The sequence below is a fragment of the Roseateles sp. DAIF2 genome (genome assembly GCF_015624425.1).
In the GTDB taxonomy this organism is placed as follows: Bacteria; Pseudomonadota; Gammaproteobacteria; order Burkholderiales; family Burkholderiaceae_C; genus Kinneretia.
In genome coordinates this window covers 1,871,780-1,891,752 of the sequence record NZ_CP049919.1, presented here as the reverse complement: position 1 = coordinate 1,891,752, position 19,973 = coordinate 1,871,780, and the positions used below count along the sequence as shown (strand labels likewise).

At 68.1% G+C, this 19,973-nt stretch carries 18 protein-coding genes; 1 reads left to right on the top strand and 17 read right to left on the bottom strand.

Annotated features, from left to right (window positions below):
* Positions 1-323: 323 nt before the first annotated feature.
* The 17 genes from G8A07_RS08845 to G8A07_RS08765 all read right to left on the bottom strand — a co-directional run bounded on the left by G8A07_RS08845 (position 324) and on the right by G8A07_RS08765 (position 18,087).
* Positions 324-1,481, bottom strand: a complete 1,158-nt coding sequence (locus G8A07_RS08845; protein ID WP_195796666.1) for an ABC transporter substrate-binding protein — start codon at positions 1,479-1,481, stop codon at positions 324-326.
* A gap of 23 nt (positions 1,482-1,504) precedes the next feature.
* Positions 1,505-3,385 carry a long-chain fatty acid--CoA ligase gene (locus tag G8A07_RS08840; RefSeq protein ID WP_195796665.1) on the bottom strand — a complete coding sequence of 627 codons (1,881 nt, stop codon included), beginning with the start codon at positions 3,383-3,385 and terminating at the stop codon, positions 1,505-1,507.
* Positions 3,382-4,167, bottom strand: coding sequence for an ABC transporter ATP-binding protein (locus tag G8A07_RS08835; RefSeq protein ID WP_195796664.1), 786 nt, complete (start codon positions 4,165-4,167; stop codon positions 3,382-3,384). The genes G8A07_RS08840 and G8A07_RS08835 overlap by 4 nt, the downstream gene beginning before the upstream one ends.
* Positions 4,164-4,967, bottom strand: a complete 804-nt coding sequence (locus G8A07_RS08830; RefSeq protein WP_195796663.1) for an ABC transporter ATP-binding protein — start codon at positions 4,965-4,967, stop codon at positions 4,164-4,166. The genes G8A07_RS08835 and G8A07_RS08830 overlap by 4 nt, the downstream gene beginning before the upstream one ends.
* The gene (locus G8A07_RS08825) at positions 4,964-6,040 is read right to left on the bottom strand and encodes a branched-chain amino acid ABC transporter permease (RefSeq protein WP_195796662.1); all 1,077 of its coding nucleotides are present in this window, start codon (positions 6,038-6,040) and stop codon (positions 4,964-4,966) included. Before G8A07_RS08825 ends, G8A07_RS08830 begins: the two co-directional genes overlap by 4 nt.
* A gap of 16 nt (positions 6,041-6,056) precedes the next feature.
* Complete coding sequence (locus G8A07_RS08820; RefSeq protein WP_195796661.1) at positions 6,057-6,932, bottom strand: branched-chain amino acid ABC transporter permease; 876 nt, start codon at positions 6,930-6,932, stop codon at positions 6,057-6,059.
* Positions 6,933-7,076: 144 nt separating this feature from the next.
* The gene (locus G8A07_RS08815) at positions 7,077-7,694 is read right to left on the bottom strand and encodes an SH3 domain-containing protein (RefSeq protein ID WP_195796660.1); all 618 of its coding nucleotides are present in this window, start codon (positions 7,692-7,694) and stop codon (positions 7,077-7,079) included.
* A 97-nt stretch (positions 7,695-7,791) separates the two neighbouring features.
* Positions 7,792-8,739: a hypothetical protein gene (locus G8A07_RS08810; RefSeq protein WP_195796659.1), complete on the bottom strand. Its 948-nt coding sequence runs from the start codon at positions 8,737-8,739 to the stop codon at positions 7,792-7,794.
* Between the two features lie 300 nt (positions 8,740-9,039).
* Positions 9,040-10,548, bottom strand: a complete 1,509-nt coding sequence (locus G8A07_RS08805) for a tripartite tricarboxylate transporter permease (RefSeq protein ID WP_195796658.1) — start codon at positions 10,546-10,548, stop codon at positions 9,040-9,042.
* A 14-nt stretch (positions 10,549-10,562) separates the two neighbouring features.
* Positions 10,563-11,027 carry a tripartite tricarboxylate transporter TctB family protein gene (locus G8A07_RS08800; protein WP_195796657.1) on the bottom strand — a complete coding sequence of 155 codons (465 nt, stop codon included), beginning with the start codon at positions 11,025-11,027 and terminating at the stop codon, positions 10,563-10,565.
* A gap of 173 nt (positions 11,028-11,200) precedes the next feature.
* Positions 11,201-13,012 carry a GspE/PulE family protein gene (locus tag G8A07_RS08795; protein WP_195796656.1) on the bottom strand — a complete coding sequence of 604 codons (1,812 nt, stop codon included), beginning with the start codon at positions 13,010-13,012 and terminating at the stop codon, positions 11,201-11,203.
* A complete protein-coding gene (locus G8A07_RS08790; RefSeq protein ID WP_195796655.1) occupies positions 13,009-13,812 on the bottom strand; it encodes a spermidine synthase in 804 nt (267 codons plus the stop codon). Before G8A07_RS08790 ends, G8A07_RS08795 begins: the two co-directional genes overlap by 4 nt.
* Positions 13,809-14,333 (bottom strand): DNA-deoxyinosine glycosylase, encoded by a 525-nt coding sequence (locus tag G8A07_RS08785; RefSeq protein WP_195796654.1) that lies wholly within the window; start codon positions 14,331-14,333, stop codon positions 13,809-13,811. The genes G8A07_RS08790 and G8A07_RS08785 overlap by 4 nt, the downstream gene beginning before the upstream one ends.
* On the bottom strand, positions 14,326-15,138 hold the full coding sequence (locus tag G8A07_RS08780) for a TatD family hydrolase (RefSeq protein ID WP_195796653.1): 813 nt from the start codon (positions 15,136-15,138) through the stop codon (positions 14,326-14,328). Before G8A07_RS08780 ends, G8A07_RS08785 begins: the two co-directional genes overlap by 8 nt.
* Before the next feature lie 6 nt (positions 15,139-15,144).
* A complete protein-coding gene (gene purU / locus G8A07_RS08775; RefSeq protein ID WP_195796652.1) occupies positions 15,145-16,008 on the bottom strand; it encodes a formyltetrahydrofolate deformylase in 864 nt (287 codons plus the stop codon).
* A 29-nt stretch (positions 16,009-16,037) separates the two neighbouring features.
* Positions 16,038-16,775 carry an ABC transporter ATP-binding protein gene (locus G8A07_RS08770; protein WP_195796651.1) on the bottom strand — a complete coding sequence of 246 codons (738 nt, stop codon included), beginning with the start codon at positions 16,773-16,775 and terminating at the stop codon, positions 16,038-16,040.
* Positions 16,776-16,827: 52 nt separating this feature from the next.
* Positions 16,828-18,087, bottom strand: coding sequence for a lipoprotein-releasing ABC transporter permease subunit (locus G8A07_RS08765; protein ID WP_195796650.1), 1,260 nt, complete (start codon positions 18,085-18,087; stop codon positions 16,828-16,830).
* A 179-nt stretch (positions 18,088-18,266) separates the two neighbouring features.
* On the opposite strand from G8A07_RS08765, the gene gbpA reads away from it, so the two are divergent.
* Positions 18,267-19,721 (top strand): N-acetylglucosamine-binding protein GbpA, encoded by a 1,455-nt coding sequence (gene gbpA / locus G8A07_RS08760; RefSeq protein ID WP_195796649.1) that lies wholly within the window; start codon positions 18,267-18,269, stop codon positions 19,719-19,721.
* The last annotated feature ends 252 nt before the right edge of the window (positions 19,722-19,973 follow it).

Sequence of the window (19,973 nt, the reverse complement as noted above, 5' to 3'; positions counted from 1 at the left end):
CTCAAACGCCCACGCTTATCGGCTGTGAATTCTTAAAGAACATCGCTCCACTCACCCAACTCGCTTTCGCGAGCTGCTTCGTTTCGCGTCGCTGATCAGTCATCAGCACAGAAGCGGGATTATGACTTGTTTTTCTCAAACCCGTCAAGCGTTTTAAACATTTCGTTTTCAACGCCGCTCTTGCTTCCTTCACCCACCACCACTGCCGCTTTCGCAGCCCGCTGTGATCAGCGAAGCCCGCAACTGTAGCACAAGGTTTTCAGCGCGCAAACAAGAAACGCAAAACTTCTTTCACCCCCTCGCCTGCGGCCGCGATCAGCGCCTTACTGAACGATGTAGTCCGACACCACCTTCCAGCGCCCATCCTGGATTTGCGACAGGCGCGAGGCGTTGCTTCCGAGACGCTTGCTGGCGCTGTACGAGGCCTCGGCGCTGCCGAAGATGTCCGGAGGGAAGCTCATGCCGTCCATGGCCTTGATGAAGGCGTCGGTCGTCAGGTTCGGCCCGACCTTCTGCGTGACGCGGATGAAGCCGTCGATGATCGAGTAGCCATAGGCCGAGAACACCGTCGGATCCTCGTTGAACTTGGTCTTGTACTTGGTGGCCCAGAAGCGGATCGGCTGCGAGGCCTCATCCAGATAGGGATGCTGGGTGGCCATCGCCGCATAGAAGCCGTCCATCGACTTGCCGCCCAGCTTGTGGATCAGGTCGGTATAGGCCGCGCTGGAGCCGAGGAAGATCGGGTTGAAGCCGGTCTTGCGCGCCTCGCCGATGCTGCCGATGGTCTCGCGGATGATGGTGCCCAGCACTACCAGATCGCAATTCGCCGCCTTCAGCCGCGCGACCTGCGAGGAGAACTCGGTGGCGCCGCGCTTGAAACTGGTCTTCTCGGCCAGCTCCATCTGGATGCCCTTCAGCCCCGCCTCGGCGCCCTTCAGCACCTCGAGCCCGAAGTCGTCGTCCTGGTAATGGGCGCAGACCTTCCTGGCGCCCTTCTCCTTCACCAGCCGCGGCAGCATCACGCGGATCTGCTCGTAATAGGGCACGGCGAAGGAGTACTTCAGCTTATGGAAGGGCTCGTACATCTCGCGCGCGGCGGTCAGCGGCCAGAAGTTGATCACGTTCTTCTCGAACTGCACCGGCATCGCCGCCAGGTTCTGCGCAGTGCCGATATGGCCGGCCATGATGAAGATCTTGTCCTGGTTCACCAGCTTCTGCGCCGCCAGCACCGCGCGCTTGGGGTCGTAGCCGGAATCCTCGAACTTCAGCGTGATGCGCCGGCCGTGCACGCCGCCCTGCTCGTTCAGCTCGTCGACGCGCAGCTGCATGCCGAAACGCACCTGCTTGCCGTAGCCCGCCAGCGGGCCGGAGAAGTCCTGGATCGAACCGACCACGATCTCGGTCTTGCTCACGCCCTGGGCGGTCTGGGCAGATGCGCCCAGGGCCGCCAACAAGGCCAATGCAACGAGGCAATGCTTCATGGTTGTCTCCTTGGTTGCCCGGTTCAGCCACCGGTGCTGTACATGGACTCGATCAACTCGGCATATTTCTTCTGCACGAAGGAGCGCTTGAGCTTCATCGTCGGCGTCAACTCCTCATCTTCCGCCCCCAGCTGGGTCTGCAGCAAGCGGAACTGCTTGATCTGCTCGACGCGGGCGAACTTTTTGTTGACCCGCTCGATCTCGGCGCCGATCAGCTCCTGCACCTCGCGTGCGCGGGTCAGGCTGGCGTAGTTGGAGAATGGCACCTCATGGTCCTGTGCGAACTTCTCGACGTTCTCCTGGTCGATCATCACCAGCGCGCTCAGGTACGGCCGCCGGTCGCCGATCACCACCGCGTCGGTGATGTAGGGCGAGAACTTCAGCTCGTTCTCCAGCTCGCTGGGCGTGATGTTCTTGCCGCCGGCCGTGATGATGATGTCCTTCATCCGGTCGGTGATGCGGAAATAGCCGTCCGCATCGACCGTGCCCACATCGCCGGTATGCAGCCAGCCCTCGCGCGACACCGTCTCGGCGGTCCGCTCCGGCTGGTTCAGGTAGCCCATGAACACATGGGGGCCGCGCATCAGCAGTTCGCCGGTCGCCGGATCGACCTTGACCTCGACGCCCTCCGCCGCCACGCCGATCGTGCCCGGCCGCATCGCATCGGCGCGCATGATGGTGCCGAGCGCGCAGCTCTCGGTCTGGGCCCAACCCTCCAGCATCGGCACGCCCAGCGACAGGTACCAGCGGATCAGCTCCGGCGAGATCGGCGCCGCGCCGGTCAACAGCGCGCGGCAGCGGTCGATGCCGATCAGCTTGCGCACATTGCCCAGCGCCAGCCAGCGCGCCAGATGGAAGCGCAGCTTCAGGCCCGCCGGCACCGCCTCGCGCGCCAGCACCTTGTCCGCCACCTCGCCGCCGACACCTAGGGCCCAGCGATAGACGAACCGCTGCAGGGCCGAGGCCTCCTGCACCGCGATCGTCACCGCCGAGTAGAACTTCTCCCAGACCCGCGGCACGGCAAAGAAGATCGTCGGCGATATCTCGCGCACGTTCTCGGCCACCGTGTCGGGGTTCTCAACGAAGTTCAGCACCGCGCCCGCGTAGAGCGATGCATAGGCGCCCAGCATGCGCTCGGCGATATGGCACAGCGGCAGGAAGCACATGCGCTCATCCGCCTCGTCCTGCGGCAGCCCGCGCACCACATGACGCATGCTGTAGACCAGCCCGGCATGGCTGTGCATCGCGCCCTTCGGCCGGCCGGTCGTGCCCGAGGTGTAGACCAGGATAGCCAGATCTTCCGGCCGGCGGCTGGCGACGCGCTGCTCGAACAGGCCCGGCTGCGCCGCGTCGAAGGCCCGCCCGCGCTCGCGCAGCGCCGCCAGGCTCAGCACCATCGGGTCGGCAAAACGCTGCAGGCCCGCCATGTCGAACACGACGATATGCCGCAACAGCGGCAGCGCCGCGCGCACCTCCAGCGCCTTGTCCAGCTGCTCCTCGTCCTCGACGAACAGCAGCCGGGTCGACGAATCCGCGCTCAGGTATTGCAGCTGCTCGGACGCGTCGGTCGGGTAGACGCCGTTGGTCACGCCGCCGGCGCTGAGGATGGCCAGGTCCGCCAGCAGCCATTCCAGCCGCGTGTTCGACAGGATGGATGCGCGGTCGCCCGGCGCCAACCCCAGCGCGGCCAGCCCCATCGCGATCTCGCGCACCGCGCCGCCGGTCTCGCGCCAGCTCCAGCCGCGCCACAGGCCCAGTTTCTTCTCGCGCAGGAAGGTCTTGTCGCCGCGCCGCTCGCAGGCCTGCCAGAACACCGCGGGCAGGGTCTCGCCCGGGATGTCCGTCGGGTTCGGCGGCAAGGCGCGGCTCGCGTCCCACAAATTGCGGCTGCGGCTGTTGCTCATCGCCAGGTCTTCTTCCGTTTCCAACGCCGCTCGCCGCGCGCGCCGACCGCCTGCAGCCCCAAATAGAACTCCCGGATGTCCTCCTTCTCGCGCAGGCGCTCGCAGGCATCCTCCATCACGATGCGGCCGTTCTCCAGCACATAACCGTAGTCCGCCGCGTTCAGCGCCATCTGGGCGTTCTGCTCCACCAGCAGGATGGTCGTGCCACGCTCGCGGTTGATGCGCACGACGATCTCGAAGATTTCCTGGGTCAGCTTCGGACTCAGGCCCAGGCTGGGCTCGTCCAGCAGCATCAGCACCGGCGCCGCCATCAGCGCGCGGGAGATCGCCAGCATCTGCTGCTGCCCGCCGGACAGCAGCCCCGCCGGCTGCGCCGCGCGCTCGCGCAGGATCGGGAAATAGGCATAGACCTGCTCGATGTCCTGCGCCACGCCGTCGCGGTCCGCGCGCGTGTAGGCGCCCATCAGCAGGTTCTCGCGCACGCTCAGGAGCGGGAACACCTCGCGCCCCTCGGGCACATGGGACAGGCCCTTCCTGACGATCAGCGCCGGGTCGCGCGCGGTGATGTCCTCGCCGCGGAACTCCACCGTGCCGCGGCGCGGGTCGAGGATGCCGGAGATGGTCTTCAGGATGGTCGTCTTGCCGGCGCCGTTGGAGCCGAGCACGGTCGCGATCTCGCCGCGGCGCACCCGCAGGCTGACGCCGCGGATCGCCTTGATCGGCCCATAGGCGCTCTCGACATTGCTGAGCCTCAGCAGGATGGCGTCGTCGTGTTCGCTCATGCCGCGCGCGCCCTCCGCAGCGAGGAGGCGTCGTCCGCGCTGCCCAGATAGGCCTCGATCACGCCCGGATGCGCCTGCACCTCGGCCGGCGTTCCCAGCGCCAGCACCTGGCCCTGGTTCATCGCCAGCACGCGGTCCGAGACCTTGCTGACCAGGCTCATGTCATGCTCGACCATCAGCACCGTGATGCCCAGATCGTCGCGGATGTCCTGGATCCAGAAGGCCATATCGCCGGTCTCCTCGACGTTCAGGCCCGACGAGGGCTCGTCCAGCAGCAGCAGCTTCGGCTGCATCGCCAGCGCCCGCGCCAGCTCCACCACCTTGCGCACGCCATAGGGCAGGCCGGCCACCAGGGTGTCGCGGTAATGCTGCAGGTCCAGGAAGTCGATCACGGCCTCCACCTGGCGCCGCGTCTCGCGCTCGGCCGCGCGCACCGCGGGCAGGAAGGCCAGCTCGGCCAGCAGCCGGCGCGGGTGGCGGATATGCCGGCCGATCAAGAGGTTCTGCAGCACCGTCGCATGCTCGAACAGCTCGATGTTCTGGAAGGTGCGCGCGATGCCCAGGCTCGCGACGCGATGCGGCGGCACCGCGCTCAAGGCCTGACCCTCGTAGAAAAGGCCGCCGCTGCTCGGCGCGTAGAGGCGGCTGATCAGGTTGAACACCGTGGTCTTGCCGGCGCCGTTCGGGCCGATCAGGGTGAACACCTCGCCGCGCCGCACATCGAACGAGACCCGGTTGACCGCCAGCACGCCGCCGAAGCGCACGCTGAGATCCCGCGCGGACAGCAGCACCGCGCTCATTTCAGGCGGTCCGACTTTTGAAAGGCCTTCTGCCGCTTGAACAGGCCGCGGCGGTAGAAGGGAAACAGCTGCAGCCAGGTGCGCGCCTTCAGCCAGCGGCCGTACAGGCCCAGCGGCTCGAACAGCACGAAGCCGATCAGCACCAGGCCATAGACGGCCCCCTGCAGCCCCGGCGCCTGGCCGATCGCCGGCGGCAGGCCGTCCTTCACCAGCGCGATCAGCTGCGGCATCGTGATCAGGAAGGCCGCACCGAGAAAGGCGCCATGCACCGAGCCGAGTCCGCCGATCACCACCATCAAGAGCAGGTCGATGCTCTGCAGGATGCCGAACTGGTCCGGCGACAGAAAGCGGATCTTGTGCGCATAGAGCGCGCCGCCGATGCCGGCCAGCGCCGCCGAGATCGCGAAGCTCAGGGTCTTGTAGTAGGCCAGGTGGATGCCCATGCTCTGCGCCGAAATCTCCGAATCGCGGATCGCGACAAAGGCCCGGCCGGTCGGCGCGCGCAGCAGGTTCAACACCGCCAGCGTGCAGCCCACCGTGATCACCAGGCAGACGAAGTAGAAGCCCGCGGCGCTGTCCACCGTCCATCCGAAGGCCTGCAGCGGCCCCACCATCTTGCCGGCATTGCCGCCGGTCACGCTCTCCCAGCGCGCCAGCCCCTCCTCGACGATGAAGCCGAAGGACAGGGTGGCGATGCCCAGATAGATGCCCTTGACCCGCAGCGCCGGCAGCCCCACCACCGCGCCGACCGCGGCCGACAGCAGCGCCGCCGCCGCAATCGAGGCCGGGAAGGGCCAGCCCTGCCCCGCCAGCACCGCCTGTGCGTACGCGCCGACGCCGAGAAAGGCCGCATGGCCGATCGAGAACAGGCCGGTGAAGCCGGCCAGCAGCATCAGGCCCAGCCCGACGACGCCATAGATCAGCACGAAGTTCAGCTGCGCCAGCCAGTATTCGTCCAGCAGCCAGGGCGCAGCCAGTAGGAACGCCAGCAGCAGGCCATACCAGAAGCGCTGGCCGCCATGCTTGGCCAGGGCTATGTCCTGGTCGTAGCTAGTCTTGAAGATGAAGCGCATGGCGGTGATGTCCCCATCAGACTTTCTTGCGCAGCTGCTCGCCGAACAGGCCGTTCGGCCGCAGCATCAGCATCAGCAGCACCGCCAGATAGGGCATCACATCCTTGAAGCCCTCGGGCAGATAGAAGCCCGCCAGCGCCTCCACCACGCCGATCAGCACCCCGCCGACGATCGCGCCCGGCAGGCTGCCGAAGCCGCCCACCACCGCGGCCGGAAAGGCCTTCAGCCCGATCAGGCCCATGTTCGCGTGCACAAAGGTGATCGGCGCCAGCAGCAGGCCGGCGATCGCTGCCACCGCCGCGGCCAGGCCCCAGACCAGGCCGTTGAGCTTGCTGACCGGGATGCCCATGTAATAGGCCGCCAGCTGGTTCTGCGAGCAGGCCTGCATCGCGAGGCCCACCTTGGAATAGCGAAACAGCAGGTAGAGCAGCGCACACAGCAACGCCGTCACCGCGATCACCACCAGCTGCTCCAGCGCCAGCACCAGGCCGCCCAGGGTCAGCAGCGCGCCGCGGTACGGCACCTCCAGCGCATGGGTCTCGGTGCCGATGCCGGGGATCATCGTGATCACGCCGCGCGCGACATAGCCGATGCCGATCGTCAGCATCACGATCGCGAAGGCCGGCTGACCCAGGATCGGGCGGATCACCAGGCGCTCCAGCCCGATGCCGAAGGCCGCCATCGCCAGGATCACGCAGGGAACCGTCAGCCAGAACGGCAGGCCGGCGGCCGAGAGCAGCGCCAGGCCGAGGAAGGCGCCCAGCATCATCAGGTCGCCCTGCGCGAAGCTCACCGTCTCGGTGGCCTTGTAGATCAGCACGAAGCCCAAGGCGATCAGGCCGTAGATACAGCCTTGGGCCACACCGCCAACCAGGACCTGCAGTACCTGCATCGCGCGAAGTCTCCGCCCGGCGTCATCTTGTGCGGCGCCGTGATGCGGTGTTTGTACACAAAGCGCACGCGGGGCGCATGCCCGTGGAAACCCGAGCGGGGGATGAGCCGACGTCGGTTCAGGAAGGCCGGCGCCCTGCGGCCTTCAGGGTGCAGGTTCGGGTGCACCGAGGCTCGGGCAGCTCGTCTCCTGGATGGCGCACAGGCGGTCGACCCAGGCACGGAAGCGGCCGGGACGCAGTCCCGTGCGGGCGGCGGGCTCGACCCTCAGCGCGGCACGCATGCTTGCGGGGATTCGCTGCTCGGTGAACTCCACCTGGGCCCAGCGGCCCTTGCAGTCGACCAGGCGTGCGGCTTCGACGACGCCATCGCTGTCGAACATCTCGTCGTCGCCGATGCGCAGCACCGCCGCCGCATCGGGGCTGGCCGAGGCGCGGCCGACATCCGCCTGCGACTTCACGGTGAGCTTGCCGCCGCTGACCCAGCCCTCACCGCTATACATGCGGCGAGGTGGTTTGTCCGTCAGGGCCTCGTTGTCCTGCGCATTGCGGATCAGGAACCAGCCGTCGCGTGCGCCGATGACCTCGACCTCGACACGGACACCGTAGCCCGCTGAGGGCTCGACAAAGGTCGGCGGCAACTTTCCCAGGACCTTGGCTGAGGCGCTGGGCGCGGCGCGGACATTGAGGCCGGCAGGATCGGTTTCTGCGACGAAGGCGCCGAAGCTGCAGCGTGAGACAGGCTCGGCAGCAGCTTGCGTCAAGACAGCGGCCTCGACCGGCTTGGTCGTGGTGGCGCAGCTAGCCAGCGATGCGTAACCGGCTGTGGCGAGTAGCAGAGCGATGTGGCGCCAGGGGTGATCAGTAGCCATCGACGAGAACGTAATGAAATGACGACAGCTGGCCCAGCGAGGCCAGGAACCGAGGGTACAAGTCATCGGGGATCGTCTGGCATCCGGCTGACCAGGTGTTGCCGGAGGCTTGCGCGCCGCCGCGATGGAAGTACATCGTAGTCCCGACCCTTTTGGCGTCAATGCGGGAAGGATCCTGCATATTGAAACGACCATCGCCATTGCTGTCACGCTCGGCAGTCTGGGGTCGGGTGGCTTGGAAGGCGCGCCGCTTGAGATGACCATTCGGCTTCTCGCCGAAGAAATAGGTTCCGGCCTGCAGGCGGCCGATCTCGGCAATGCCGTCGCCGTCCATGTCAAAGCCTTCGGCGTGCTTGTAGACGACGTTGTCGTACCGGGCGTCGAGCCGCCCTTGGCCGACCCGCTTGGCTCTCTCGGCATACTGGGCGCCCGGTTCGGTGCAAGCAGGGAACACGCGCGCCGTGCGGAGACCTTCGCCACCGTTGAGCACAACGATGTGATCGTCATAGACGCCTCGGCCTCGGTTTGAGAGCGTCGAGGTTTCGCGGCGCAGGCCAACAAGAATCATGCGGCCCTGGTCCAACGCCCTCACTGCAGCGGCGCTGCCGCGTTGCAGCACGATACCGGCGCAGTAGGCGTAGGTCTGCCGACGAGTGAGCAGCGGCAAAAGCGGAACATAGGGCGCGCGCAGCCTGTCAGACGCCCACTGGGTGAGAAGCGCCGAGCCTTCGTGCTCGCCAGAAAGCGCGGCCCTGGCTCGCCAGTCGAGTCGGCTCGCAGCATGCCGGCCGCAGGTGGCACGCTGAATGTGCGTGAGCCCGGTCGTACGAACTCGCCATTGACCCAGGGCTTCGCTAGGTGTATCGGCGGCGCGAGCTACGAAATCGCGGGCAATGGACTCGATGTCGGGATCGATCGGGCTGGTGATTGCGGTCATGAGGCTCCCCTTGGCTCGCGACCCACGGTGCGGCGGGGCGAGCGGTAGGGTCGATTCTGCGCAGCCGGGCGAGGGAAAGCGTGGACAAAAGTCATGCACGCTGGGCCGGATGGGAGTCTCAGCGGCGAAGCACAAGAGGGCCGAGGGTGCCGGTTTGATCAGAAATGACAAAGCCCGCGGCCTTTGGGGGCGGCGGGCTTTGGGGTGAGGCGTCGGTCCCTGCTCAGCCGGACCATGCGGGACATGGTCCGGCCTTCACGCGGCGTCGGCCGGTCCGCAGGGACCGGCCTCGGACCCAACTCAGTCCTCGTCCTTGAAGGCTTCTTCGCGCTTGTTCTTGATCGAGGGCAGCATCACGATCACGACCATCAGGGCGGCGGCGATCAGCAGGCCGGCCGACAGCGGGCGGGTCATGAAGGTGCCCCAGTCGCCGCGCGACAGCAGCAGCGCGCGGCGCAGGTTCTCTTCCATCATCGGGCCGAGGATGAAGCCCAGCAGCAGCGGTGCCGGTTCGCAGCTCAGCTTGTAGAACAGGTAGCCGATGATCGCGAAGGCGGCCGTCATGTAGACGTCGAAGCTGTTGTTGTTCAGCGTGTAGGTGCCGATGCAGCAGAACACCACGATCGCCGGGAACAGGAAGCGGTAGGGCACGGTCAGCAGCTTGATCCAGATGCCGATCAGCGGCAGGTTCAGCACCACCAGCATCAGGTTGCCGATCCACATCGATGCGATCAGACCCCAGAACAGTTCGGGGTTGCTGGTCATCACCTGCGGGCCGGGCTGGATGCCCTTGATCGTCATCGCGCCCACCATCAGCGCCATCACCGCGTTCGGCGGGATGCCCAGGGTCAGCATCGGGATGAAGGAGGTCTGCGCGCCGGCGTTGTTGGCCGACTCGGGACCGGCCACGCCCTGGATCGCGCCCTTGCCGAACTGGCTCGGGTCCTTGGCGATCTTCTTCTCCAAGGTGTAGGCCGCGAAGGAGGACAGCAGCGCGCCGCCGCCGGGCAGCACGCCCAGGATCGAACCCAGCGAGGTGCCGCGCAGCACCGCCGGCCAGGCATCCTTGAAGTCCTGCTTGGTCGGCCACAGGCCCTTCACGTCCTTGGTGAAGACCTCGCGGTGCTCGGCCGGCTTGCCCAGGTTGGCGATGATCTCGCCGAAGCCGAACACACCCATCGCGATCACCACGAAGTTGATGCCGTCGGTCAGCTCGGGGATGTCGAAGGAGTAGCGCGGCGTGCCGGAGATCACGTCGGTGTTGATCTGGCCGAGCAGCAGGCCCAGCAGGATCATCGAGATCGCCTTGACCAGCGAGCCCGAGGCCAGCACCACGGCGCCGATCAGGCCCAGCACCATCAGCGAGAAATACTCGGCCGGGCCGAACTTGAAGGCCAGCTCGGTCAGCGGCGGCGCGAAGGCCGCGATCACGATGGTGCCGACGCAGCCGGCGAAGAAGGAGCCCAGGCCCGCCGCGGCGAGCGCGGCCCCCGCGCGGCCTTTGCGGGCCATCTGGTAGCCGTCGATCGCGGTCACGACCGAGCTCGATTCGCCCGGCACGTTGATCAGGATCGCGGTGGTCGAGCCGCCGTACTGCGCGCCGTAGTAGATGCCGGCCAGCATGATCAGCGCGGGCGTCGCGTCCAGCGCATAGATCGAGGGCAGCAGCATCGCGATCGTCGCGACCGGGCCCAGGCCCGGCAGCACGCCGATCAGGGTGCCCAGCACCGCGCCGCCGAAGGCGTACAGCAGGTTCGTCAGGGTCAGCGCGGTACTGAAGCCCAGCGCCAGGTTATTCAACAGATCCATGATGTCGGCGCTCCTCAGCTACCCAGGAAGGAAGGCCACAGCGGAATCACCAGATTCAGGCCCCAGACGAAGATGGCCCAGCTGCCGACGGTCAGCACCGCCGCGGTCAGCAGCGCCTCGTGCCACTTGAACTCGTCGCCGGCCAGCGCCGCCACCACCACCAGGATCGGCAGGGCGATCACCATGCCCAGGTGCGGCAGGGCCCAGCCGAACGCGACGATCGCGCCGACGATCACCAGCAGCGGCCGCCAGGCGATCGCGCCGATCGGATCGCCGCCCTCGGACTCGATGGTCAGGGCCTTGAACAGCACGATGCCGCCCAGGACCGCCAGCAGGATGCCCAGGCCGAAGGGGAAGTAGCCGGGACCCGGTCGGGCGGATGAGCCGAAGCTGTATTCCGTCGCGCCCCAGGCAAAGCCCAGACCCACGACCAGAAACATCAACCCCGACCAGAAGTCTCGTTGACTCTTGATCTTCATATGAGGAACCCTCAAATCTCTATGGACCGGCTGCATTCTAGGCAGGCCCCTCGAGGGCCACTGTGTGGTTTCCACGTAAGCATGGACCACAGCTCACCCTCGCGACACCCATGTTCCGGGGCCGCTCGCAGCGCCAGCTTAAGACACCCGTAAGCCGCCGAGCGATGGCAGGCTCAGGACTCCCACTGCGGCGTGCTGCGCAGCACCTCGTCCAGCGTGGTCAGGCCCGCGGCCACCTTCATCGCGCCGGCCAGGCGCAGCGGGCGCAGCCCTTCCTGCATCGCCTGGCGGCGCAGCGCGCTGATGTCCGGCGTCGGATGGATCGCGCCCTTGGCCGCCTCGCTGACGGTCAGCAGCTCGAACAGGCCGGCGCGGCCGCGGTAGCCGGTATTGCGGCAGTCCAGGCAGCCGACCGGTTTGTAGGGCTTGACTCCGCCGCTCATGCGCCAGGGCTTGAACATCTCGTTCAGCCCCTCGCGCGTCAGCTCCGGGTCGGGCTGCTTGCAGGCCGGGCACAGGGTGCGCACCAGGCGCTGCGCCAGCACGCCGATCACGGTGGCGGTGATCAGGTAGGGCGGCACGCCCAGGTCGGTCAGGCGCGTGATCGCCGAGGCCGCGTCGTTGGTGTGCAGGGTGCTGAACACCAGGTGGCCGGTCAGCGCCGCCTGGATCGCCATCTCGGCGGTCTCCAGGTCGCGGATCTCGCCGACCATGATGATGTCCGGATCCTGGCGCATCAGCGCACGCAGGCCTTCGGCGAAGCCCAGGTCCAGCGCCGCCTGCACCTGGGTCTGGTTGAAGGCCGGCTCGATCATCTCGATCGGGTCCTCGATCGTCGTGACGTTGACCTCCTCGGTCGCCAGGCGCTTCAGGGTCGAATAGAGCGTCGAGGTCTTGCCGCTGCCGGTCGGGCCGGTCACCAGGATGATGCCGTGCGCCTGCGCGGTCAGCTTGGTCCAGCGCTCCGCGTCATGGCCGGAGAAGCCCAGCTGGTCCAGATTCTTCACCGCGGTGTCCGGATCGAAGATCCGCATCACCATCTTCTCGCCGAAGGCGGTGGGCAGGGTCGAGAGGCGCATTTCCACCTCCTCGCCGGCCGGGTTGCGGGTCTTGATGCGGCCGTCCAGCGGGCGGCGGCGCTCCACCACGTCCATGCGGCCCAAGAGCTTGATGCGCGAGGTCATCGCGCTCATCACCGAAGGCGGCAGCTGGTAGACGGTGTGCAGCACGCCGTCGATGCGAAAGCGGATCACGCCCATGTCGCGGCGCGGCTCCAGATGGATGTCGCTGGCGCGCTGATCGAAGGCGTATTGCCACAGCCAGTCCACCACCTGCACCACGCCCTGGTCGTTGGCATCGAGCTGCTTGTTGCTCTTGCCCAGCTCGACCAGCTGCTCGAAGCTGGCGATCTGCGTCACCTCGCCGGCCTTGGCCGCGGCGCGCACCGAGCGGGCCAGGGTGAAGAACTCGGTGGTGAAGCGCGCGATCTCCAGCGGGTTCGCCACCACCAGCTTGATCGGCTTGCGCGCATGCGACGCGATCTGCGCCACCCAGCTCGTGTCGAAGGGCTCGGAGGTCGCGATCGTCACCTCGGTCAGCCCCACCTGCACCGGCAGGCAACGCTTGGCCTCGGCATAGCCGACCGACATGATGTCCGAGACCCGGCCCACGTCGACCTTCAGCGGATCGATGCGCAGATAGGGCAGCTTGGCGCGGGCCGCCAGCCATTCGCTGAGCTGGTCCACGTCCAGCGGCTTGCCGTTGTCGGCGCGGCTCAGGCCGGCGCGCCCCAGGCGCACCAGCGGGTGCAGCGAGGAATCGCCGGCCGCGAAGCGGGCCTCCATCGCCTTGGCCTGCTCGGCGTCGATCAGGCCGTCCTCCTGCATCCAGCGCAGCAGGCCGCGCCACTCCAGCCGCCCCTCCGGCCTGGCCGGTGCCGCCGCGGGGTGGTGGCTGGTCTTGTGGTGGCTGCTGCTGGCGCTCATGTCTGCGACTCGCTGTGAAGCTGGTTGATGATGCTCATCGGCAGCGGCCGCACCAGGCGCAGCCATTTGCGTGCCGGCAATTGATACTGCGACTCGATGTTAGCCGCACGCCGCTCGAGCTCCTCGCGCTCCGGCACCGCGACGCCGCGCGCCGCGACGACGATGGTGTTGCCCTCCTTGGTCGGCGCCAGGCTCCAGACCTGGTCGCTGCCGAACACGCGGGCGATGCGGGTGGCGCTGCGCGCGAAGCTGGCCGCACGGCCGAACAGGTTGACGGTCATCAAGCCGCCCTCCTCCAGCGCGCCGCGGCAGGCGGCGTAGAAGGCCTCGTCGTCCAGCACCGGCGAGGCGGCGTCATGGTCGTAGAGGTCGACATTCAGCACCGCCAGGCTCTGCAGCCGCTGCGGGTCGGCGATCCAGGCGCCGGCATCGGCATTGACCACGCTCAGGCGCGCGTCGTCCTCCGGCAGGTGGAACCAGCTGCGGCAGGCGGCAATCACGGTCGGGTTGATCTCCACCGCCGTGGTGTGCGGCATGCGCAGCACCTTGTGGCTGAAGCGGGTCAGCGCCGCCGCGCCCAGGCCCAGCTGCGCCACATGGCCCTCGCGCAGCGCGGCCGTGTCGCGCCACAGCAGCCAGGCCATCATGCGCTGCACATATTCCAGCTCCAGCTGCTGGGGCTTCCTGATGCGCATCGCGCCCTGCACCCAGATCGAGTCCAGGTGCAGGAAGCGCACGCCGTCGTATTCGCTCAGGGTCGCGGGAATCCAGTCGGGTTTCTTGTTCTGCTTCTTGCTCATGGCGCGAGTAGACCATGGCGCGCGAACACCTCCCGCCAGGCCGCCAGCTTGCGCTCGAAGGACCAGCTGGCATTGGCCGGGCTGCTGGACGGCAGGCGGTACACCGGCAGACCCAGGGTCTGCGTCACCCTGATATTGCGCGCCGACTCGCCGCCGTTGTGCGCCACCGCCTGCAGCCCCGGCATCTGCGCGGCCAGGCCCAGCAGATCGTTCGGCTCGGCGGCGCGGATCGCGCTGTCCAGGCTGCCCTCGCGCTCGCAGGCCGCGTAGACATCCCAGATCGCCAGCCCGCGCGAACGCGCAAAGGCCAATCGCTCCTCGTAGCCCAGCGCGCGCAAGTCCTGACCCCAGAGCGCCGAGAGCAGCGGCCAGAACTGGTTGCGCGGATGGCCGTAATACTGCTGCGAGGCCAAGGAGGCGACGCTGGGGAAGCTGCCCAGCAGCAGCAGGCGTGCGTCCGGCGCCCAGATTGGCGCCAGGCCTTGCTGCCGCGCCGTGGCCAAGCCGACCGGTTCAGACATGAGCCAGCCGCGGCAGCGCCGCCCGCGCGTTGGCGCCGGTGATGGCCGCCGCCTGCGCCAGCGTCCAGCCGCGCAGCGCGGCCAGGCTGGCGGCGATGCGCGGCAGCTCGGCCGGCTCGTTGCGGCCCTGGGTCCGGCCGGCTTCGCGCTCGGCGGCGGTCGCGTAGAGCCAATGCGGCGGAATGTCCGGCGCGTCGGTCTCCAGCACCAGCGCGCTCTCGGGCAGCTCCGCCGCCAGGCGGCGGATCTGCAGCGAGCGCTCGTAGGTGAGCGTGCCGCCGAAGCCCAGCTTGAAGCCCATCGCGACGAAGGCCTCGGCCTGCTGCCGGCTGCCGTTGAAGGCGTGGGCGATGCCGCCGGCCACCTCGACACGGCGCAGGCCGCGCAGCAGCTGGTCCGCGCTCTTGCGCACATGCAGGATCACCGGCAGCCCGAAGCGGCGCGCCAGCTTCAGCTGCTCCATGTAGAAGAACTCCTGGCGCGCCGCGTCCAGGCCGGGCACGAAGAAGTCCAGACCGATCTCGCCGATCGCGACCAGGCGCGGATCCTCGCGGTGCTGCTCCAGCAGGCCGGCCAGGGTCTGGAGGTCTGCCTCGCTGGCCCGCATCACATAGAGCGGATGGATGCCCAGCGCGTAGGCAAAGCCATGCTCGTGCGCCAGGCTGCGCGCGGCCTCGAAGTCGAAGGCGCCGACCGAGGGGATCACGATCTGCGTCACGCCCGCGGCGCGGGCGCGCGCCACCACCTCGCTCCGGTCCGCGTCGAACTCCGGCGCGTCCAGGTGGCAGTGGCTGTCGATCCACATGGCCCGCTAGCGGAACACCACCGTGCGGTGGCCGTTCAGCAGCACGCGGTGCTCGGCATGCCACTGGATCGCGCGCGCCAGGGTCACGCATTCGACATCGCGGCCGATCGCCACCAGCTGCTCCGGCGACAGGCTGTGGTCGATGCGCGCCACCTCCTGCTCGATGATCGGGCCCTCGTCCAGATGCGAGGTCACGTAATGCGCAGTGGCGCCGATCAGCTTGACGCCGCGCTCATAGGCCTGGTGGTAGGGCTTGGCGCCCTTGAAGCTGGGCAGGAAGCTGTGGTGGATGTTGATCGCGCGGCCCGACAGGTAGTCGCAGAGCTCGGGGCTCAGGATCTGCATATAGCGCGCCAGCACCACCAGGTCGATGCGGTTCTCCTCCACCACCTCGCGGATCTTGCGTTCCTGCGCGGCCTTCTGCTCCTCGGTGCTGTTCAGCAGCGGGAAATGGTGGAAGGGAATGTTGTGCGAGGCGGCCAGCTGGTAGAAGTCGCGGTGGTTGCTGACGATGGCCGGGATCTCGATCGGCAGATGGCCGGTCTGGACCCGGAACAGCAGGTCGTTCAGGCAATGGCCCAGCTTGGAGACCAGCAGCAGCACGCGGGTCTTGGCCGCGCCGGCCACCAGCTCCCAGTCCATCCGCATCTGCTCGCCCAGCGGCGCGAAGGCCTGGCGCAGCCCCTCGGCCTGGCCCGGCGCCTCGAACTCGATGCGCATGAAGAAGCGCTGATGGTCCGCATCGCCATGCTGGTGCGAGGTGACGATATTGCCGCCCTGCTCCAGCAGGAAGCCGGTCACGGCATGCACGATGCCCGCGCGGTCGGGGCAGCTGAGCTTGAGGATGAAGCGGGAGGTGGTGATGCTCATACGGCAAGAATCCTTCGGGGCCCGAGATACTACTGCAGCGCGCCGCCGACCAGGCGCAGCTGCGCCTCGCAGCGGGCCGCCAGGCCCTGGTCATGGGTCACCAGCACGAAGGCCGTGCCCTGCTCGCGCGCGGTCTCCAGCATCAGCGCGAACACCGCGTCGGCGGTGTCGCGGTCCAGGTTGCCGGTCGGCTCGTCGGCCAGCACGCAGGCCGGCTTGGTGACCAGCGCGCGCGCGATCGCGACGCGCTGGCGCTCGCCGCCCGAGAGCTCGGCCGGCCGGTGCGCCAGGCGCGCGCCCAGGCCCAGCTTGGCCAGCATCGCGGCCGCCTGCTCGCGCGCCTCGGGCACGGCCAGGCGCCGCACCCGCAGCGGCATCGCCACGTTGTCCAGCGCGCTGAACTCCGGCAGCAGGTGGTGGAACTGGTAGACGAAACCCAGGTGCTGGTTGCGCCAGCGGCCCAACGCCGGTTCGCCCAGGCCCGCCAGGTCCTGCCCCATCAGGGTGACCTTGCCGGACGAGGGCCGGTCCAGCCCGCCCAGCAGATGCAGCAGCGTGCTCTTGCCCGAGCCCGAGGCCCCCAGCACCGCGCAGGTCTGGCCGCGCTGCACGCGGATGTCCACGCCCTTCAGCACCTGCACATCGAGGCCGCCCTCGGCAAAGCGGCGCGTCAGGCCGAAGCCTTCGAGAATGACATCCGGTCGTCCGCCGGGCCGCCCCAAGGACGACTGGAGCCGATCCGCCTGGGGGGCAGCCCCCCCAGGCATCGGCGTCCCCTCGGGGGACCGGCCAGGCAAGGACTGGACGAGGGGTTCTTGTTTACTCATAACGCAGGGCCTCGGCCGGTTGCACACGGCTGGCCCGCCAGCTGGGGTAAAGGGTGGCCAGGAAGGCCAGGATCAGCGAGGTGATTGCGATCGGGACGATGTCGGCGCTCTGCGGGTCGCTGGGCATGCGGCTGATCAGGTAGATGCTGCCCGGCAGGAAGCTGACGTTCAGCAGCCGCTCGATCGCCGGCACGATCACATCGATGTTGAAGGCCACCAGCAGGCCCAGGCCGACGCCGGAGATCGTGCCGATCACGCCCGAGGCCGCGCCCTGCACCATGAAGATGCCCATGATCGAGCGCGGGCTCGCGCCCAGGGTGCGCAGGATCGCGATGTCGGACTGCTTGTCGGTCACCGTCATCACCAGGGTCGAGACCAGGTTGAAGGCCGCGACCGCGACGATCAGGGTCAGGATGATGCTCATCAGGCGCTTCTCGATCTGCACCGCGTCGTACCAGTTGGCGTTGGTGCGGGTCCAGTCGCGCACCCGGATCTCCGGGCCCAGGCTCTGCGCCAGCTGCTCGCCGACGCGGCGCGCCTGCTGCACATCGGCCAGCTTCAGCTGCACGCCGCTCGGGCCGGCGACGCGGAACAGCCGCGCCGCATCGTCCAGGTGGATCAGCACCAGGCCGCTGTCGTACTCATAGTGGCCGGCATGGAAGATCCCGACCACGTTGAAGCTCTTCAGGCGCGGCGCGGTGCCGGCCGGCGTCACCTGGCCGCCCGGCGTCACCAGGGTCAGCTTGTCGCCCTCGCGCACGCCCAGCTGGCGCGCCAGCTCGCCACCGATCACCATGCCCCATTCGCCGCTCTTGAGCCGGGTCGAGACGCCCTCCTTCAGCAGCTGGGCCGCCAGCGGCGTCACCTCGGCCTCCTGCTGCGGGTCGATGCCGCGCACCACGGTGCCGCGCATGTCCTCGCCGCGCGCAATCAGCGCCTGCGCCGCGACAAAGGGCGCGGCCCCGGCCACCGCCGGGTTCTCCTTGGCGCGCGCCGCGGTGGCCTGCCAGTCCGGCAGGGCCTGGCCGTCGTAGCTCATCAGCTCGACATGGGCGATCACGCTGAGCATGCGGTCGCGCACCTCCTTCTGGAAGCCGTTCATCACCGACAGCACGATGATCAGGGCCGCCACGCCCAGCGCGATGCCCAGCATCGAGACGCCGGAAATGAAGGAAATGAAGCGGTTGCGCCGCCCGCCGCGGCCCGCGCGCGTGTAGCGCCAGCCGATCTGCAGTTCATAGGGCCAGTTCATGGGCCGGGATGCTAACCGAGGCGTAACTTCCGCAGCCCCGGTAAGTGGGGCGTAGCAGCGGTAAGTCTTTGCGTTCGCCGCCCCGAAACCGCGATGCGCTGCCGAGAATCCCGCCCCAGCCACGCCGCGAGGCGCAGCCACCCCACCGACCAAGAACGACGCACAAGGAGAGGATCAGCATGTCTACGACGAAGACGAACCAACCGAGAAAACTCGGCCGCGCCCTGGCGCTGGCGCTGCTCGGGCAAGGCCTGGCCCTCGGGGCCGCCGCCCATGGCTACCTGACCCAGCCCGAAGCCCGCGGCTTCCTGTGTCGCGGCGGCACGAACAGCCAATGCGGCCCCATCCAATGGGAGCCGCAGAGCCTGGAGGGCTATTCAGGCTACCCGGACCGCGGCCCGTCCGACGGCCAGATCGCCAGCGCCGGCCTGACCCAGTTCGGCGCGCTGGATGAGCAGAGCGCGGTGCGCTGGACCAAGCGGCCGCTCAGCGCCGGCCTGCAGAACTTCAGCTGGACCTTCACCGCCAACCATGTCACGCGCAACTTCCGCTACTACATCACCCGCCAGGACTGGAACCCGAACCTGCGCCTGAGCCGCTCGTCCTTCGAGGCCCAGCCCTTCTGCAGCCATGACGGCGGCATGCGCCAGCCGCCCAAGCAGCTGACCCATGCCTGCCAGGTGCCGGCACGCCAGGGCTACCAGGTGATCCTGGCGGTCTGGGAGGTGGGCGACACGCCGATGAGCTTCTACAACGTCGCCGACGTGGTGTTCCAGAACGGCGGCGGCACCACGACGCCGCTGCCCGGCTGGGAGTCGCGTGGCGTGCTGCACCCCTCGGCCGACCTGGGCGTCGGCGACCAGGTGATGACCCGCGTGTTCGACGCCCGCGGCGAGCGCCGCGAGCTGCAGACCCGGCTGCGCATCGTCAACAGCGCCGACGGTCTGCGCGACAGCTGGCCCTATCTGCTGGCCCAGCGCATCAACGCCGAGCAGCCGCGCCTGCTGCAGGCCGGCATGCGCGCCGCCGACGGCCGCATCGCGCCGGCCCCGGGCCGCAACGAGGTGTTCGCCCAGCCGGCCAGCGGCATCGAGCGGGTCGAGCTGCAGATCGAGAAGGCGCCGGCGCCGGCCGCCGACCTGCTGATCAACGGCCTGAACAGCAGCCCGAGCATCGTCAACGGCCAGCTGAGCCTGGCCTTCGCGCTGACCGCGGTCGGCGAGATGGACATCACCGCCACCGTGCTGGACCATTCCGGCCGCACCAAGGGCACCCTGAGCCTGGCGCTGAACAACAGCGGTCAGTCGGTCCAGCTGCCGCTGCAGCAGCCGCAGCCCGGCCATCACCAGTTGGTGCTGCGCGGCGTGGTCAAGGGCAGCGGCGCCCTGGTGCAGAAGACCCTGGACCTGATGATCGGCGGCGGCACCAGCCAACCCGGCCCGGCCCAGTACCGCTTCCCCGAGGGCCTGCGCGACTACAAGCCCGGCACCCTGGTGCAGCAACCCAAGGACGGCCGCGTCTACGAATGCCGCGCCTGGCCGAACAGCGGCTATTGCACCCAGTGGACCGCCAACGCGCCGCAGTTCGAGCCGGGCATCGGCTCGCACTGGCGCGATGCGTGGATCCAGCGCTGAGCCCTCAGTAGTCCGCGAAACATGACCAACGCCCCGGCCCACCGGGGCGTTTTTCTTTGGCTTTTGTTCATTGATTCGCGACGTCTCGGCCTGGCCTTGATGCCTCCTGCGCAGATCGGGTGGCGCCGCGACGCGGGCATGCGCAATTGCTCCGTGTCCCCCGGGCCGCTTTGCGCGGCCCTCCTCCTTGACCTGCGCAATTGCGCATGCCCGCATCCCGGCTTCTCCATCGCAAGGTTTTCGCGAAGAAAG

Excerpts from the sequence above, each read along its gene's own strand:
- G8A07_RS08790 (WP_195796655.1), bottom strand. The coding sequence starts at position 13,812 with ATGAGCAAGAAGCAGAACAAGAAACCCGACTGGATTCCCGCGACCCTG.
- G8A07_RS08840 (WP_195796665.1), bottom strand. The coding sequence starts at position 3,385 with ATGAGCAACAGCCGCAGCCGCAATTTGTGGGACGCGAGCCGCGCCTTG.
- purU (WP_195796652.1), bottom strand. The coding sequence starts at position 16,008 with ATGAGCATCACCACCTCCCGCTTCATCCTCAAGCTCAGCTGCCCCGAC.
- G8A07_RS08785 (WP_195796654.1), bottom strand. The coding sequence starts at position 14,333 with ATGTCTGAACCGGTCGGCTTGGCCACGGCGCGGCAGCAAGGCCTGGCG.
- G8A07_RS08820 (WP_195796661.1), bottom strand. The coding sequence starts at position 6,932 with ATGCAGGTACTGCAGGTCCTGGTTGGCGGTGTGGCCCAAGGCTGTATC.
- G8A07_RS08765 (WP_195796650.1), bottom strand. The coding sequence starts at position 18,087 with ATGAACTGGCCCTATGAACTGCAGATCGGCTGGCGCTACACGCGCGCG.
- gbpA (WP_195796649.1), top strand. The coding sequence starts at position 18,267 with ATGTCTACGACGAAGACGAACCAACCGAGAAAACTCGGCCGCGCCCTG.
- G8A07_RS08835 (WP_195796664.1), bottom strand. The coding sequence starts at position 4,167 with ATGAGCGAACACGACGACGCCATCCTGCTGAGGCTCAGCAATGTCGAG.
- G8A07_RS08800 (WP_195796657.1), bottom strand. The coding sequence starts at position 11,027 with ATGAAGATCAAGAGTCAACGAGACTTCTGGTCGGGGTTGATGTTTCTG.
- G8A07_RS08795 (WP_195796656.1), bottom strand. The coding sequence starts at position 13,012 with ATGAGCGCCAGCAGCAGCCACCACAAGACCAGCCACCACCCCGCGGCG.
- G8A07_RS08810 (WP_195796659.1), bottom strand. The coding sequence starts at position 8,739 with ATGACCGCAATCACCAGCCCGATCGATCCCGACATCGAGTCCATTGCC.
- G8A07_RS08770 (WP_195796651.1), bottom strand. The coding sequence starts at position 16,775 with ATGCCTGGGGGGGCTGCCCCCCAGGCGGATCGGCTCCAGTCGTCCTTG.
- G8A07_RS08780 (WP_195796653.1), bottom strand. The coding sequence starts at position 15,138 with ATGTGGATCGACAGCCACTGCCACCTGGACGCGCCGGAGTTCGACGCG.
- G8A07_RS08825 (WP_195796662.1), bottom strand. The coding sequence starts at position 6,040 with ATGCGCTTCATCTTCAAGACTAGCTACGACCAGGACATAGCCCTGGCC.
- G8A07_RS08830 (WP_195796663.1), bottom strand. The coding sequence starts at position 4,967 with ATGAGCGCGGTGCTGCTGTCCGCGCGGGATCTCAGCGTGCGCTTCGGC.
- G8A07_RS08845 (WP_195796666.1), bottom strand. The coding sequence starts at position 1,481 with ATGAAGCATTGCCTCGTTGCATTGGCCTTGTTGGCGGCCCTGGGCGCA.
- G8A07_RS08805 (WP_195796658.1), bottom strand. The coding sequence starts at position 10,548 with ATGGATCTGTTGAATAACCTGGCGCTGGGCTTCAGTACCGCGCTGACC.